The 15776-nt window shown below is 29.1% G+C and carries 14 protein-coding genes; 7 read left to right on the top strand and 7 right to left on the bottom strand.

All coding sequences use genetic code 11. The features are described 5' to 3' along the window. Nucleotides 1–23: 23 nt before the first annotated feature. Nucleotides 24–1592: a c-type cytochrome gene (locus Q0714_RS10595; protein ID WP_298264810.1), complete on the bottom strand. Its 1569-nt coding sequence runs from the start codon at nt 1590–1592 to the stop codon at nt 24–26. Between the two features lie 218 nt (nt 1593–1810). Here Q0714_RS10595 and Q0714_RS10590 point away from each other — a divergent pair, with 218 nt between their 5' ends. Then, nucleotides 1811–2182 carry an SPOR domain-containing protein gene (locus Q0714_RS10590; protein ID WP_298264809.1) on the top strand — a complete coding sequence of 124 codons (372 nt, stop codon included), beginning with the start codon at nt 1811–1813 and terminating at the stop codon, nt 2180–2182. Here the strand turns inward: Q0714_RS10590 and dnaG are convergent. From dnaG to clpP, 3 genes are all read right to left on the bottom strand, one after another. Further along, complete coding sequence (gene dnaG / locus Q0714_RS10585; RefSeq protein WP_298264808.1) at nt 2179–4158, bottom strand: DNA primase; 1980 nt, start codon at nt 4156–4158, stop codon at nt 2179–2181. The genes Q0714_RS10590 and dnaG overlap by 4 nt on opposite strands. A 101-nt stretch (nt 4159–4259) precedes the next feature. Further along, nucleotides 4260–5501 carry an ATP-dependent Clp protease ATP-binding subunit ClpX gene (gene clpX, locus Q0714_RS10580; RefSeq protein WP_298264806.1) on the bottom strand — a complete coding sequence of 414 codons (1242 nt, stop codon included), beginning with the start codon at nt 5499–5501 and terminating at the stop codon, nt 4260–4262. Nucleotides 5502–5531: 30 nt separating this feature from the next. Continuing rightward, complete coding sequence (clpP, locus tag Q0714_RS10575) at nt 5532–6191, bottom strand: ATP-dependent Clp endopeptidase proteolytic subunit ClpP (RefSeq protein ID WP_298264805.1); 660 nt, start codon at nt 6189–6191, stop codon at nt 5532–5534. 190 nt (nt 6192–6381) lie between these two features. Between clpP and Q0714_RS10570 the strand changes: the two genes are divergently transcribed. From Q0714_RS10570 to Q0714_RS10545, 6 genes are all read left to right on the top strand, one after another. Then, complete coding sequence (locus Q0714_RS10570; RefSeq protein WP_298264804.1) at nt 6382–6888, top strand: hypothetical protein; 507 nt, start codon at nt 6382–6384, stop codon at nt 6886–6888. 103 nt (nt 6889–6991) lie between these two features. Then, complete coding sequence (locus Q0714_RS10565) at nt 6992–8590, top strand: M1 family metallopeptidase (RefSeq protein ID WP_298264803.1); 1599 nt, start codon at nt 6992–6994, stop codon at nt 8588–8590. Between the two features lie 4 nt (nt 8591–8594). Next, the gene (locus Q0714_RS10560) at nt 8595–9221 is read left to right on the top strand and encodes a methyltransferase domain-containing protein (protein WP_298264801.1); all 627 of its coding nucleotides are present in this window, start codon (nt 8595–8597) and stop codon (nt 9219–9221) included. A gap of 51 nt (nt 9222–9272) precedes the next feature. Then, the gene (locus Q0714_RS10555) at nt 9273–10604 is read left to right on the top strand and encodes a DEAD/DEAH box helicase (protein ID WP_298264799.1); all 1332 of its coding nucleotides are present in this window, start codon (nt 9273–9275) and stop codon (nt 10602–10604) included. A gap of 76 nt (nt 10605–10680) precedes the next feature. Further along, nucleotides 10681–12516, top strand: a complete 1836-nt coding sequence (locus Q0714_RS10550; protein WP_298264797.1) for a pyruvate kinase — start codon at nt 10681–10683, stop codon at nt 12514–12516. 270 nt (nt 12517–12786) lie between these two features. After that, entirely contained in the window at nt 12787–13119 is a 333-nt protein-coding gene (locus Q0714_RS10545; protein ID WP_298264795.1) for a hypothetical protein, read from the top strand. Between the two features lie 72 nt (nt 13120–13191). On the opposite strand, the gene tig is transcribed toward Q0714_RS10545, so the two are convergent. The 3 genes from tig to Q0714_RS10530 all read right to left on the bottom strand — a co-directional run bounded on the left by tig (nt 13192) and on the right by Q0714_RS10530 (nt 15775). Further along, nucleotides 13192–14514: a trigger factor gene (gene tig / locus Q0714_RS10540; RefSeq protein WP_298264793.1), complete on the bottom strand. Its 1323-nt coding sequence runs from the start codon at nt 14512–14514 to the stop codon at nt 13192–13194. A gap of 87 nt (nt 14515–14601) precedes the next feature. Continuing rightward, on the bottom strand, nt 14602–14955 hold the full coding sequence (locus Q0714_RS10535) for a phage holin family protein (RefSeq protein WP_298264792.1): 354 nt from the start codon (nt 14953–14955) through the stop codon (nt 14602–14604). Nucleotides 14956–15010: 55 nt separating this feature from the next. Continuing rightward, complete coding sequence (locus tag Q0714_RS10530) at nt 15011–15775, bottom strand: alpha/beta fold hydrolase (RefSeq protein ID WP_298264791.1); 765 nt, start codon at nt 15773–15775, stop codon at nt 15011–15013. Nucleotide 15776: the final 1 nt, after the last annotated feature.

Below are 15776 nucleotides of genomic sequence, written 5' to 3'. Positions count from 1 at the left end.
GGTTATTTACTTCGTAATTAATATTAATAGTGACATTTTCCACATTCTAAACCTCCCATTTGAGCGGCTGTCACTTTTTCTACACCGTATTTCTTAGCTAATTGATCGTGGATGTTTTTGTAATATCCATTTTCGGTTAAATCAACCTCAGTTTGTCTATGACAATCTATACACCACCCCATTGTTAATGGAGAAAACTGTTTCATCTCATGCATTTCTTCAACTGGTCCGTGACACTTTTGACAATCAACTCCTGCTACATTTACGTGTTGAGAGTGGTTGTAATAAGCAAAATCTGCTAAATTATGAATACGAATCCATTCTATTGGTTTTTGTTCATAACCCTCAATGTATTTCATATTGTCTTTATCCCAACCTACTGCATCATAAATTTTTTGGATTTCATTGTCTAAATCTTCTTTTGAATGGCCTCCAAACAACTCACCATTATATTCTGAAATTGACTTATGACAGTTCATACAAACATTGGCTGTTGGAATTCCAGAAGTTTTACTATGTTTCGCTGATGAGTGACAATATTGACAATCAATTTTATTATCACCTGCATGAACCGCATGTGAAAATGCAATTGGTTGAATTGGTTGATACCCTTCGTTAACATCTATTTGCATTAGCCATCCAAACAACATCCAAGCTCCACCTAATAAAACAAATATTAACGTTAAGAAACGTAAGAAAGGGTTAAAAATCATAGTTTTTAACATGCTTTCTGTAGCTTCTTCATCTTCAGCCACTTTTTTATTTGTAGTTGCTGCAACAATAATAGATAATAGTAAGAAAGCTAAAATAGTTAACCCTAATGTTGGCAAAACACCTAAACCAGGTTTATTAAACAACTCTTCACTCCCAGCATCAGCTGTTACTGTAGTTACTGCTTTAACATCACCTACAGCTAAATATTTTAATAAATCATCAATATCTTGATCTGATAATTGAGGGAATGCAGTCATAGCCGCAGGGTTACTATCTTGTACTTCCTTTGCTAATTTATCACCTGATGCAACTAAGGCATTATTATCTTTAATCCAAGCTTTTAACCAATCTGCTTCACGCTTATCAGTAATTTTTAATAATTCAGGACCAATTAATTTTCCTTCTAACTTATGACAAGCTGCACAATTTGCTTTAAAAATTTGCTTACCACGCTCAACTCCTGGGTCAACTTCTTGAGCTACAGGTGCTGCTTTAGGAGCTGCCTCCTCTCCTTTAGTGTAAGCTAAAATATCAACAATATCTTGATCAGATAAATGTGGATTTGCTGTCATTGGCAATTTATTGTTCTCTTCGAAAACTTGAATTGCAAGTTTATCTCCTGATTTAATCATCCCTGGACTATCTTTAATCCAAGAAATTAACCAATCTTGTTCTCTTTTATCAGTTATCCCTTTTAAAGCAGGGCCAACTAATTTTTTATCTAGCTTATGACACGCAGCACAATTTGCTTTGAAGAGTTTTTCTCCATTTGCAACATCGCCTTCTTGCGCTGATAAACTAAGTGAAAAAAATAAAAGGAAAGCAAGACTATTAGTGACTAATCTTGATAATGGACTGTGTTGTTTCACACTTTTCATACTTAAAAAAAATCTTTTCTTTCTTGTTTGGTACAATATTTTCTTTAAAAAATATATGACTTAAGTCATTTTTTAAAGGATTTGACAAAAGTACTATTTATAAATAAAACTAAAAATGTAAAAATTGTGTTAAATGTAATTTATATTGATTCTAAATAATAAAACTTTTATTATTTTGTTTATAGAAAACTATAAATTTGACAAAAAATTAAAATTTTATGAATATTTTATCTAAAAGACTATTATTTACTTGCGTTTTAGCTCTTTTTTTGAGTGTTATTAACATGTATTCTCAAAGTGAAAATGAAAAGATTACCCAGTTAATTGAGCAAAAAAAAGCATTTAATAAAGAAAATAAGAGTTCTATTGTATATAAAATTCAATTATATAATGGTATAGAAGCTGAAGCGTATAAAATTAAAAGAAATTTTGAGGCTATTTATCCTGAGTATTCTACCAATATTTTATACAAAGCTCCTGAATGGAAAACACAAGTTGGAAGTTTTAACACACGTTTAGAAGCTGATAGAATATTAAATATTATTAAAGAAAATTTTTCTGGGGCTATTGTTTTAGAAGATAAGGTTTAAACCACTCTGTTTAATCGTTCAAATAAACGTTGTTTTAGATTGGTATAATTTACCACAGATTCAAGAACTTGTTCTCTTTCTTCTTCATCCTTTAGATTAGAAATAAGAGCACTAATTTTTTGTTCAATTAGTACACGTCTTAAATTATAAATAGCATCCAAAACCATTTTAGATAAATCACTTTCTTTACTTTTTATAAATATATCTTTTCGTTCCCAATTACTTAAAATATGTTTTTCATCATCCATTAAAATATTGGTAACTAAGTTTGAAATTTCATTATTCGAATGATTTACTAAAGAATCAACAGAAATAGCTTCATTTTGATTTAATTGATCAATAACTTCAAAATACACTTGTTTAAAAACTTCATCTGTAAACTCAACTTCATCATCGTGTAAATTCAAGTAAATTTCTTTAGAAACTACATTTTGAAAATGTTCTTTTTTTAATTGATATTCCTCATGTTCACTTGTAGGTTCTACAGCAACAAAATCAACAAAATCTACTTTATTGTTACCATATAATAACAATATTCTAATAATCTCACGTTCATATTTTGTAAGTTCATTAACTTTTTCAAATTCAGGAGTTTTTTGTAAAATAGGTTTTGAAGTTTCTCTATAAATTGGCTTTCCTGAGGCTTCACGTCTTTCTTTTTTATCGAGCTGTGCTAGTTCACTAAACAATACCGTTTCTGAAATATCCATAATTCTGGAACATTCTTGTATGTAAACCTCTCGTTGAATTCTATCTGGAATTTTAGAGATACTAATTACAATGTCACGTATTAATCCTGCCTTTTTAACTGGATCTTGTTGTGCGTCTTCCATCAATAAAGAAACCTTAAAGTTGATGAAATCTTTAGCGTTTGTTGTTAAATAGTTTTTTAACTCTTCTTTGGAAACTTTTTTGGCAAAACTATCAGGGTCTTCCCCATCGGGAAATGTTAATACTTTAACATTCATCCCTTGTTCCAAAATTAAATCAATCCCTCTAATTGAAGCTCTGATACCTGCTGCATCGCCATCAAATAATATAGTAATATTTTTAGTAAGCCTGTTAATTAATCTAATTTGATTTTCTGTAAGTGCTGTTCCAGAAGAAGAAACTACGTTTTCAATTCCAGATTGATGAAATGAAATTACATCGGTATATCCTTCTACCAAATAACAATTATCTTCTTTGGCTATGGTTTGTTTGGCAAAATTAATACCGTATAAAATATTGCTTTTATGGTATATTTCACTTTCAGGAGAATTAAGGTACTTGGCGGCTTTTTTATCATTGGTTAGTATTCGCCCCCCAAAGCCCAAAACTCTTCCACTCATACTATGAATAGGAAAAAGCACACGTCCTTTAAAACGATCAAATTGTTTAGTTCCTGTAGAAGAAAGTAAATCTTGCTTAACAATGGTTAACCCTGTAGCTTCTAAATATTTTAAATTATATCCTTTGTTTAATGCTTCAGTGGTAAATGCTTCCCATTCATTTAAAGCATAACCTAATTGGAATTTCTTGATAGTTTCTTTTGTAAAACCTCTTTCTTTAAAATAGCTTAAACCTATTGCTTTCCCCTGCTCGTTATTTAACAAAATATCTTGAAAATAATCACGTGCAAATTCTGAAACCAAAAACATACTTTCTCTTTCATCCGCTTGTTGTTTTTGTTCTTCAGTTTGCTCGGTTTCTTCAATTTCAATATTGTATTTTTTAGCTAAATACCGAATAGCTTCAGGGTACGAATAATGTTCGTGTTCCATTAAAAAGGTAACTACATTACCTCCTTTACCAGTACTAAAATCTTTCCAAATTTGTTTTACTGGAGATACCATAAAAGAAGGAGTTCGTTCTTCAGAAAAAGGACTCAACCCTTTAAAGTTGCTTCCTGCCTTTTTTAACTGAACAAATTCTCCAATAACCTCCTCTACTCGAGCAGTTTCAAAAACTCTGTCTATACTACTTCTTGAAATCAATGGTCTTTTATACTTTTATAAGTGTTCTAATTTACAAAATTAGGTAAAAAATAACCCTATAAAAATATAGGGTTAGTTAATTTTTTTAATGAAACTAAAATTTAAGATACCGCTTTTAATTTTTTTAAAGTGGATTTATTAATTTTATCTTCTGCGTACTTTTTAGTTATTTTCAATAGTTTCTCATCTGTTCCTGGCAATTCAAACATCGCATCTGTAAGCACAGCTTCACAAAGTGAACGCAAACCACGTGCTCCTAATTTATATTCAACTGCTTTATCAACAATATAACTTAATGCACTTTCATTGATTGAAAAATCAATACCATCCATTTTAAATAGCTTTTGGTATTGTTTAATAATTGAATTTTTAGGTTCGGTTAAAATTGCTCTTAATGTATAAGCATCTAACGGATTCATATGTGTTAAAACTGGTAAACGGCCTATGATTTCAGGAATTAACCCAAAAGATTTTAAATCACTCGGAATAATGTATTGAAGTAAGTTATTTTCATCAACTTTATCTTCTTTAATAGAAGCACTGTAACCAACTGCTTGTCTGTTCAATCTCTTTCCTATTATTTTATCTATTCCTGAGAAAGCTCCTCCGGCAACAAATAAGATATTTTTGGTATTTACTTCAATAAATTTTTGATCGGGATGTTTTCTACCTCCTTTTGGCGGTACATTTACTACTGAGCCTTCTAATAATTTTAACAGGGCTTGTTGAACTCCTTCACCTGAAACATCGCGAGTAATTGATGGGTTATCTCCTTTACGTGCAATTTTATCAATTTCATCAATAAAAACAATTCCTCTTTCCGCTTTATTTACATCGTAATCGGCTGCTTGTAGTAAACGTGTTAAAATAGTTTCAACATCTTCTCCTACATAGCCAGCTTCTGTTAAAACTGTTGCATCTACAATACAAAATGGAACGTTTAACATTTTAGCAATGGTTCTAGCTATTAAAGTTTTTCCTGTTCCGGTTTCACCTACAATAATAATATTGCTTTTTTCAATCTCAATTTCTTCTTCATCTTTCGATACTGGTTGCAACAATCTTTTATAATGATTGTAAACCGCTACAGACATTACACGTTTAGCTTGATCTTGACCAATCATATATTGATCTAAAAAAGCTTTAATTTCTTTAGGTTTTTTAACTATCAATTCTGAGGAAAGAGTGGATGAGCTGTTTTCAGCAATTTCTTCCAATACAATACCATGTGCCTGCTCAATACACTTATCACAAATATGTGCATCTAAACCAGCAATGAGCAAATCTGTTTCTGGTTTTTTTCTACCACAAAACGAACATTCTAAAACTTCTTCTTTTGCCATGCTTTTAGTTAATTTAAACTACTCTTAAAATTATTTTCTTATTAATACTTCATCAATCATACCATATGCTTTCGCTTCTTCAGCTTTCATCCAGTAATCACGATCAGAGTCGTTATGAACTTTTTCAATTTTTTGACCAGAGTGTTTTGCAATTATTTCATACAATTCATCTTTCAATTTTAAAATTTCACGAGCCGTAATTTCAATATCACTTGCTTGTCCTTGTGCTCCGCCTAAAGGTTGATGAATCATAATACGAGAATGAGGCAAAGCAGAACGTTTTCCTTTTTCACCTGCACACATTAAAACAGCTCCCATAGAAGCAGCCATTCCTGTACAAATAGTAGCCACATCGGGTTTGATAAATTGCATGGTATCATACATTCCTAAACCAGCATATACACTTCCTCCTGGAGAGTTGATATAAATTGAAATATCTTTTGAATTATCTACACTCTCTAAAAACAATAATTGTGCTTGTATAATGTTTGCTACATAATCATCTATTGCGGTTCCTAAAAATATAATTCTATCCATCATTAAACGAGAAAACACATCCATTTGTGCTACATTTAATTGGCGTTCTTCAATAATATAAGGAGTAACGCTACTTACAATTTTATCGTAATAAGTACTACTAATTCCTTGATCTTTAATTGCAAATTTTTTAAATTCTTTTCCGTAATCCATTTTTCAAGATTTAAAGTATTAAGTGGTCAAAGATAAGAAGTATTTATTTATTTTAAACTCAATTTATTCTTTGATTCATTTTTCTCAAAATTAAAGTAACATTTATAACAATAATATTTTACTCATTTATTATGCGTGCATAATATTATTTTGTATATTTGATATGAAATTTCAAACAAACAACACACAAATGAAATCTAGATTAATTATAGTCTTGCTGTTTATCTTTTCAGTAAATATGTACGGACAAGAATTTGAAAACGGAACCATCGTTACACAACGTTATGACACCATTACTAATGTGAAAATTAAAAAAGTTAGTGATGCCAAAAGTTTACTTCATATTACCTACATTGATAGTGAAGGAAATGAACAAAAACCAGCGATTGAAACCATTAAATGCTACTCAAGAGGAGAAGAGGCTTTTTGCAGAATATACAATTCTGGAGAAATGATTTTAGCAAAACAACTAATTGTTGGAGAAAAATTAAATTTATATGCTAGAAATTATAATGGAAGTACAAATTATTATGTTGAGAAAGTTTTTGATGAAATAATTAAAGTTCCATCTTCAAGTGGAAAATTTAAGAAAGTTATTGGTGATTTTTTAAGTGACAATACTTTATTAGCTGATAAAATTAAAACAAAAGAATTACAAGATATTACAGAAATTGTGACCCTTTATAACAAAGGTTAATATTTTAGTTTTAGTTGTAAAAGCCTAAAGGAGTTTCTTCTTTAGGCTTTTTTGTTTATAAACAATTGTTTTAAGTATCTTTGAATTTCAATTTTTTTTTACAATGAGATTATTTTTAAAAATTACAATTTTATTCGTTTTTATTACTAAAGCTGGTTTCTCACAAAGCTACAAACAACGCTTACAAACCTTAGATATTAAGCATTATAATTTGGCTATTGAAGTTAATGACACTACCAATAAAATTGATGCTTCAATGGATATTTCTATCAAATTTAAAAAATCTTTAAGCTCATTTGATTTGGATTTGGTTGCACAAGACTCTACTGGTTTAGGAATGAAAGTAGATTCAATTTATCAAAACAATGTTGCTGTTAATTTTACACAAGAAAAAAACAAATTAACCATACAGCCTAAACATATTTTCCCAAATTTAGTGTACACCTACAAAATTAAATATAGTGGTATTCCAAAAGATGGGTTAATTATTTCTGAAAATTTATATGGAAACAGAACTTTTTTTGGAGATAATTGGCCTAACAGAGCTCACCATTGGTTTCCTTGTGTTGACCATCCTTCAGATAAAGCAACAATAGAATACACCATTACAACTCCAAACCATTATCAAGTTATTGCCAATGGTACAAAAATTGATGAAGTAACCATTGACGAGCATCTAAAATCATATCACTATAAAACTGCTGCACCACTACCAACAAAAGTTATGGTTATTGGAATTGCTGAATTTGCAATTCAAAATACAGGAGAAACATACAATATTCCAGTTTCAACATGGGTATATCCACAAACTAAAGAAAAAGGCTTCTCCGACTTTTTTATAGCCAAAGACATTTTAACTTTCTTTATTGAAATAATAGACGAATATCCTTTTGAAAAATTAGCAAATGTTCAATCAAAAACACGTTATGGTGGTATGGAAAATGCTGGAAATATTTTTTACTATGAAAAATCTGTTACAGGTCAACAAAAAAACGATGAACTTATAGCTCATGAAATTGCACACCAATGGTTTGGAAATTCTGCAACCGAAATTGATTGGGCTCACGTATGGCTTAGTGAAGGTTTTGCCACCTATTTTACCAATTTATATATTTTAAAAACGAAAGGAAAAAATGCTTTTGAAGAAAAATTAAAAAAACAGCGATTCAACATTTTTGCATATAACAAAAAAAATCCTTCACCTGTAATAAATACAAACACCACTAATTATATGAGCTTGCTTAACATCAACTCTTATCAAAAAGGAGCTTGGGTACTACATATGCTTAAAAAAGAAGTTGGTGAAGAAAATTTTTGGAAAGGAATTAAAACGTATTACGATTTTTACAAATACCGAAATGCAACTACCAATGATTTTAGAGATGTGATGAAACATATTTCAGGGAAAAATTTAGAGGTGTTTTTTGCACAATGGCTCGAAAAAACTGGTCATCCAATTTTAACAACCAACTGGATACATAGTAAAAATAAATTAAGAATTATTATTGAACAACAACAAGAAACTCCTTTTGAATTTCCCCTAGATTTAGAATTAATTTATAGTGATGGCACTTCAGAAGTTAAAACCATTCAAGTAACCAATAAAATTGAACCCTTTATTGTTAAAACTAAACCAACTGAGCTAAAAGAAATTAAATTAGACCCAAATACCAACTTATTATTTGAATTAGGCATCCAATAATTAAATGGAATGTACACTTTGCAATAACAACTCTATACTTTATAGTAAATCAGCCAATAAAGAATACTATAAATGTAGTGTTTGCGGTTCAATTTGTATGCATCCCCTATTTTACATTTCATTAGAAAATGAAAAAATTAGATATCAAGAACATAATAATGATGTGAATGATATAGGGTATCAAAAATTTGTTCAACCAATTATTGAAGGGGTCACTTCTAATTTTAATAACAAAGCTAATGGATTAGATTTTGGTTGTGGAACTGGACCTGTAATTACTAAATTGTTGCAAGAAAAAAAATTTAATATTACAACTTATGACCCTTTTTTTGACAACAATTTAAATGCACTAAAAAACACCTATAATTTTATTGTTTGCTGTGAAGTTATTGAACATTTTCATCATCCTTTAAAAGAATTCAAGCTTTTAAAAGCTCTTTTAAAACCTAAAGGAAAATTGTATTGTATGACCGATATTTTTTCCGAATCAATAAACTTTAAAAACTGGTATTATAAAAACGACAATACCCACGTGATTTTTTATCAAGAAAATACGTTTAAATGGATTCAAAAACATATTGGTTTTTCTAAAGTAACCATAAACAACCGATTGATTATTTTTGAAAACTAATTAAAAACCAAATTCTGTTTTATTAAACTTATATTTGCAAAAAATAAAACAATGAGCTTTACTGACTTAAATTTAAATCAATTTTTATTAAATGCCTTAAACGAAATGGGGTTTACAACACCTACTCCAATTCAAAAAAAAGCATTTTCGGTAATAATGAGTAGTAAAGATGTTGTTGGTATTGCTCAAACAGGTACTGGAAAAACCTTTGCATACTTACTTCCTATTTTAAGACAACTTAAATATTCTGAACAAAAACATCCTAGAGTTTTAATTGTAGTACCCACTCGAGAATTGGTTGTTCAAGTAGTAAAAGATATTGAAAGTTTAACACCTTATATAAATGTGAGGTTTGCAGGCGTTTATGGAGGTACAAACTTAAATAAACAAAAACAATTAGTATATCAAGGTCAAGATATTATTGTTGCTACACCTGGTCGTTTATTAGATTTAGCTTTGGATGGTATTTTAAAATTGAAGCAAATTCAAAAATTAGTGATTGATGAAGTTGATGAAATGATGAATTTAGGTTTTAGAGCCCAATTAATTACATTGTTAGATTTATTACCTAAAAAACGTCAAAATATTTTATTCTCTGCAACTTTAACTAAAGAAGTAAATGAATTGCTTCATGACTTTTTTAAATCGCCTACTAAAATTGAAATCGCAGCAAGTGGAAGCCCATTAGATACTATTTATCAATTAGCCTATCCCGTTCCAAACTTTTATACTAAAGTAAATTTTTTAATTCATTTACTTCAAGATAAAGATACTTTTAAAAAAGTATTGGTATTTGTAAAAAATAAAAAACAAGCCAATATCTTATTTGAAGAGTTAGAAAATGCTACACCTAGAATTGCAGATGTCATTCATTCTAATAAAACACAAAATTACCGACTTAGATCTGTTAAAAATTTTGAAATGGGCTTTTTCAATGTGCTAATAGCCACAGATATAATTGCTCGTGGCTTAGATTTAACAAATGTAAGCCATGTAATTAATTTTGACATTCCTCAAGAGCCCGAAAATTATATTCACAGAATTGGTAGAACTGGTCGTGCGGAACAAGAAGGAAATGCTATTTCTTTTTTTACTGAAGAAGAAGCTGAATATTTAGCTGAAATCGAAATATTAATGAATAAAGAAATTAATGTTTCTGACTTGCCTAATAACATTGAAATTTCTTCTAAATTAATTGATGAAGAAATGCCTAAAATAACACCCGAAATTATTGGGAAAAACACCACTATTACTGAGCCTAGCGGTCCAGCTTTTCATGAAAAGAAAGAAAAAAACAAAAAAGTTAATTTAGGAGGGTCTTACCGTAGAGAAATTGCAAAAAAATATAAAAAACCTAAAACAAGAGGTCAAAAAAGAAAGTAATAATTAACACATTTTTACTATATCAACTAGCAATAATTATGCTTAATAATTGTAAATTTAAGCCTAATTTTTAGCTATGCTTTTTGAAACCGAAAAACTTAAAGAAATACAACTCCAAATTGACTTGATTTTAGAGAAAATTTTGGAATATGAAAACACCTACAAAACTCAAATTGCAAGTGTACATCCAAATTATACTGAAAGTGCAAAAAACTTAATTCATTATTTAGCACTTAGAAGTTTTGATAATGATGTTTTTCAAGACAAATTAAACAAATTAGGTTTACCTAATACTTCTAGCTCAGAAAGTAGTGTTCTGCACAATATACTTATATACAAAACAATTATCAACCATTTATTAAAAACACCAGATACTAATTTTCAACATTCTTATATTTCTAAAAGCGAAAGTAAGCAGCTATTAAAAAAACATGCCAATGCCCTTTTTGGTGAAATTAACAGAAACCGAAGAACGCGCATTATGGTTACACAACCCACTATTGCAGCTGAAGATAAAAATTTTGCAAAAAGCCTTACCGAACTTGGAATGGATTGCGCACGATTAAATTGCGTTCATGATAACGAAATCATTTGGAATCAAATTATAAAAAACACCAAAGAAGCCAATCCAAATTGTAAAATTATGATGGATTTAGGAGGCCCAAAATTAAGAACTAGTAAAATGAAACCTGGTCATAAGGTCATTCACATAAAACCCAAACGAAATTCTTTGGGGCAAGTAATTGTTCCAGCAAAAGTGTGGTTGGCTCCATTTGGCATGTTACCTCCAGAAAATATGGAAGTAGATGCAATTATTCCAGTAAATAAAAAGTGGTTAAAAAAAACAAGGAAAGGCTCTTATATAACATTTAAAGATTCAAGAGATAAAAAATGTAAAATTACTATTGAGAGTAAACATGGTTTAGGAAGGCTTGCATCATGCACAGATTCTGCTTTTGTTACTACAGGAACACAACTCACTGTTTTTTTAGAAAAAAAATCAACTTCAGAAATACATACCGTTCATGAGATTTTACCTTTAGAAGAAGTAATTTTCTTATTTGAAGGAGATTACTTGAAGTTAAATAAAAAACCCATTTTAGGTGAACCCACAAAGTATGACGAAAAAGGTAATTTAATAGAATATGCTCATATTTCTTGTACACTACCTCAAATATTTTCCAATGTTAAAAAAGGAGAATTAATTTATTTTGATGATGGAAAAATTGAAGGTATTATAAAAGAAGTAACTGCTAATTTTTTATTGATTGAAATTACCAATGCAAAAAAAACAGGTGGTAAGCTAAAAGCAGATAAAGGAATAAACTTACCTAACAGTAATTTAAAAATTAGTGGGCTTACAGAAAAAGACAAAGAAGATTTAAAGTTTATAGCAAAAAATGCAGACGCCGTTAATTTTTCTTTTGTAAATTCTAAAAGTGATATTGAAGATTTACTTCATGAATTTAAAAAATTAGAAGCTTCATTAGGTATTATTGTAAAAATTGAAACCAAAAAGGCTTTTAAAAACTTACCAAGCATCTTATTAAAAGCCATGGAGAATTATCCAATAGGTGTTATGATTGCTCGTGGAGATTTAGCCATTGAAACTGGATGGAAAAATTTTGCGGTTATTCAAGAAGAAATTTTACGCATTTGTGAAGCCGCGCATTTACCTGATATCTGGGCAACCCAAGTTTTAGAAAACTTGGCTAAAAAAGGAATTCCTACAAGAGCCGAAATCACTGATGCAGCCATGTCTCAACGTGTAGAATGTGTAATGCTAAATAAAGGATTGTATATAGAAAAAGCTGTAAAAATGCTAGATAAAATTTTATGTAAAATGCAACTAATCCAAAAGAAAAAAATGGCGGTTTTACCCAAACTAGAATTCTCAAAAAACGATTTATAAACCATCTGTTAACATTCCAATTTAATCTTTATTTTCATTTTTTTATTAAAAATAAAATGCTATTCACAAATTGCTATTGATAGGATGCATTTTCTTTAATTCATTATATAAATACGACTAGTTTTAATAATATTTCTCAATGTTTTTATAATGTTAAAAGCTAAAATAAAAAGCTAAAATTAATAGAAATGATACCTTATAATAACTTTCTAAGTTATTAGTTTTTTATTACATCTTATAAATTTGCTGCATAACTAAAAACAAAAAATCATGAAAAAATTAGCTTTATTTATTGTAATTGTTGCATTAGGAAGTTCAACTCTTTTTGCATCATCAACTGACAGAATTGAAACAAAACAACTAAGAGAACAAATAGTAAAATTATTAGAAAATGCACCTTTCAACGTTGAAGAAGAAATTAATGCAAAAATTGAATTTGTATTAACCAAAAACAGTGAAATTATTATCACAAATGTACAATCTAATAATGAACTTGTTTCTATGTATGTAATGAATAAATTAAATTATCAAAAAGTATCGGCGATAAATACATTAAAAATGAGATTTTACTCGATGCCTTTAAAAATAGTTAGAAACTTTTAAAAACATCTGTTAACAAAAAAAGCCTTAACTTTTTCAGTTAAGGCTTTTTTAATTTCTTATGTTCTCTATTTACTATTTGTAAACTTCTTTTACAAATTCTTCATAGGTAACTTCTTTTACTTTAAAAGTAATGTTTTCTTTATAGAAGTTTAATAATTTTTGACTTACTAATTGTTCTTGTAAACGTTTAGCTTCATCTTGGTTACTTAAAACTCTTTGAACAATATCATCTAAATCTTTTTCTTCAGGATTTAATTGTCCGTATTGCGCCATTTGAGCTTTCACAAAACCTTTTGTAAAGTCTTTTAACTCTTCAAAATTAATTTGCAATTCGTTATCTTTTAAAACTTTACCTTCAATTAATTGGTAACGCAACCCTTTCTCAGATTTTTCAAATTCTTCTGCGGCTTGCTCAGGAGTCATTGGTTTTTCACCAGCAACAGCTAACCATTTTTTCAAAAATTCAGCAGGTAAATCAAAGTTTGTGTTTTCTACTAAATATTCTGTAACTGCATTCAACAATTGTTGATCTGCTTGTGTTTGAAATTGTTTTTCAGCGTCTTCTTTAATTTTTTCTCTTAGCTCTTCTTCAGATTTTACTACGTCTGGTCCAAAAACTTTATCAAACAATTCTTGATTAACTTCTGCAAGTTCTGTTACATTTATTTCTTCAACTGTAAATGTTAAAGGAATTTCTAACTCATGAATTTCATCGTGAGTAAGTCCTAAAGCTCCCATTAATTTATGATCGTCATCAAATAAGCCTTTAGTTTTCAACTCAATTACATCTCCTACTTTAGCACCTATAAATTTCTTTTGATTTACTTTTCCTTTTATAGAAGCTAATTCAATGGTAGATTTCTTGTTAATCTCTTTTTCTTCATTAACAAAGGTTCCAGTAATATTATCACCTTCTTCTACTGCTTCTTTTGAAACTAGTTTACCAAAACGTTTTTGAATATTTTCAACTTCTTTATCTAATAAATCTTTATCAGCTACAATATTGTATTGAGTAATTTTCTTTTTTGCATCTAAATTTACCTCAAATTCTGGAGCTAAACCTAACTCAAATTCAAAAGAATAATCATCAGCATCCCAAGAAAAATCATCTTGAATTTTTGGCAATGGATTTCCTAAAATGTCCAATTTTTCTTCAGTTAAAAATTTATTTAATGATTCTTGTATTAGTTTATTAACCTCATCAATCATTATAGATTTCCCATACTGTTTTTTTATCATTCCCATTGGTACATGACCTTTTCTAAAACCTGGGATATCAGCTTTTTTACGGTAATCTTGCAAAATTTGTGCTACTTTATCTTGGTAATCTGCTGCTGAAACTTCAACCTTTACCACTGCATTTAACGCATCAATACTCTCTTTTGTAATATTCATTTTATGCTATTTTACTTAAAATCATTAAAAATTGGGTGCAAAAGTACTACTATTTATGCACTTTTCAAATATTTAATTAGTTCAAATTCAACTATTTTCTTTGTTTTCTTTTATTAATGAATACAAAATAGATTGAAATATCGACAGTAACAAACTAAATAACAGTGCCACCCAAAAACCTGAAACAGCAAAACCATCCACAATTTTATCGGCTAATAATATAATTACTGCATTTATCACCAATAAAAACAATCCTAAAGTAACTATGGTGGCTGGTAATGTGAAAAATATTAATAAGGGTTTTACCGTGACTCTTAAAATTCCTAAAACTACAGCAACAATAATTGCATTGGTGAAATTGGTTATTTGAACCCCTGGTAAAATTTTTGCAAGTACAACTACTGCAAGTGCTGTTAACAATATTTTTAATATTAATTTCATAGTTTATAATTTATAATGAGATATAAATTTAACTATAATTATGCCAACTTACCAATTAACTTAAAAAACTGACAACCTCATTATAAAATTGTGTTGGATTTTCAGCATGAAGCCAATGCCCTGCTTTTTTGACAGTTACAATTTTAGCATTTTCAAAATGAGCCGTTATTAAAGAAATATCGTTTTTAGTAATATATTTAGAGTTTTCTCCTTTTAAAAATAAAGTTTTACCTTCAAAATGTGTAAAAGAAGGTAGTGCCTCACCTACCTCACTATTGTTTTCTGTTAAACTTTGTAAATTAAATCTGTAGGCTAACTGTCCTTTAGATTTCCAATAAACATTTTTTAATAAAAATTGTAGCACCCCTTGTTCTTGAACATAAATTTTTAAAACGTCTTCAACTTGTTTTCTTGAAGTATGTATTGAAAAATTAACAGCATTTAACGCAGCTAAAATATGCTGATGATGGGGCTCATAATACTTTGGTGCAATGTCTGCAACAATCAATTTATGTACATATTCAGGGTATGTTACAGCAAAAAGCATTGCTACTTTACCTCCCATAGAATGCCCTAACAAATGAACCTTTTCTAATTTGTTATACGCTATATAATGGTATAAATCTTCAACTAATAATTCATAATCAAAATCACTAGAATGAAAACTTCTACCATGATTTCGTTGATCAATTAAATGAACTTCAAAATTGTTAGAAAATTTTGTACCTAAAGTTTTCCAGTTATCGCTCATACCAAAATACCCATGTAATATAAGCAATGGTTCTCCTTTTCCTAAAACTGTAGCATGTAAAATTTTCATG

It is taken from the genome of uncultured Lutibacter sp., from assembly GCF_947493565.1.
GTDB lineage: Bacteria > Bacteroidota > Bacteroidia > Flavobacteriales > Flavobacteriaceae > Lutibacter > Lutibacter aestuarii.
This window is presented reverse-complemented; position numbering and strand designations above follow the sequence as displayed.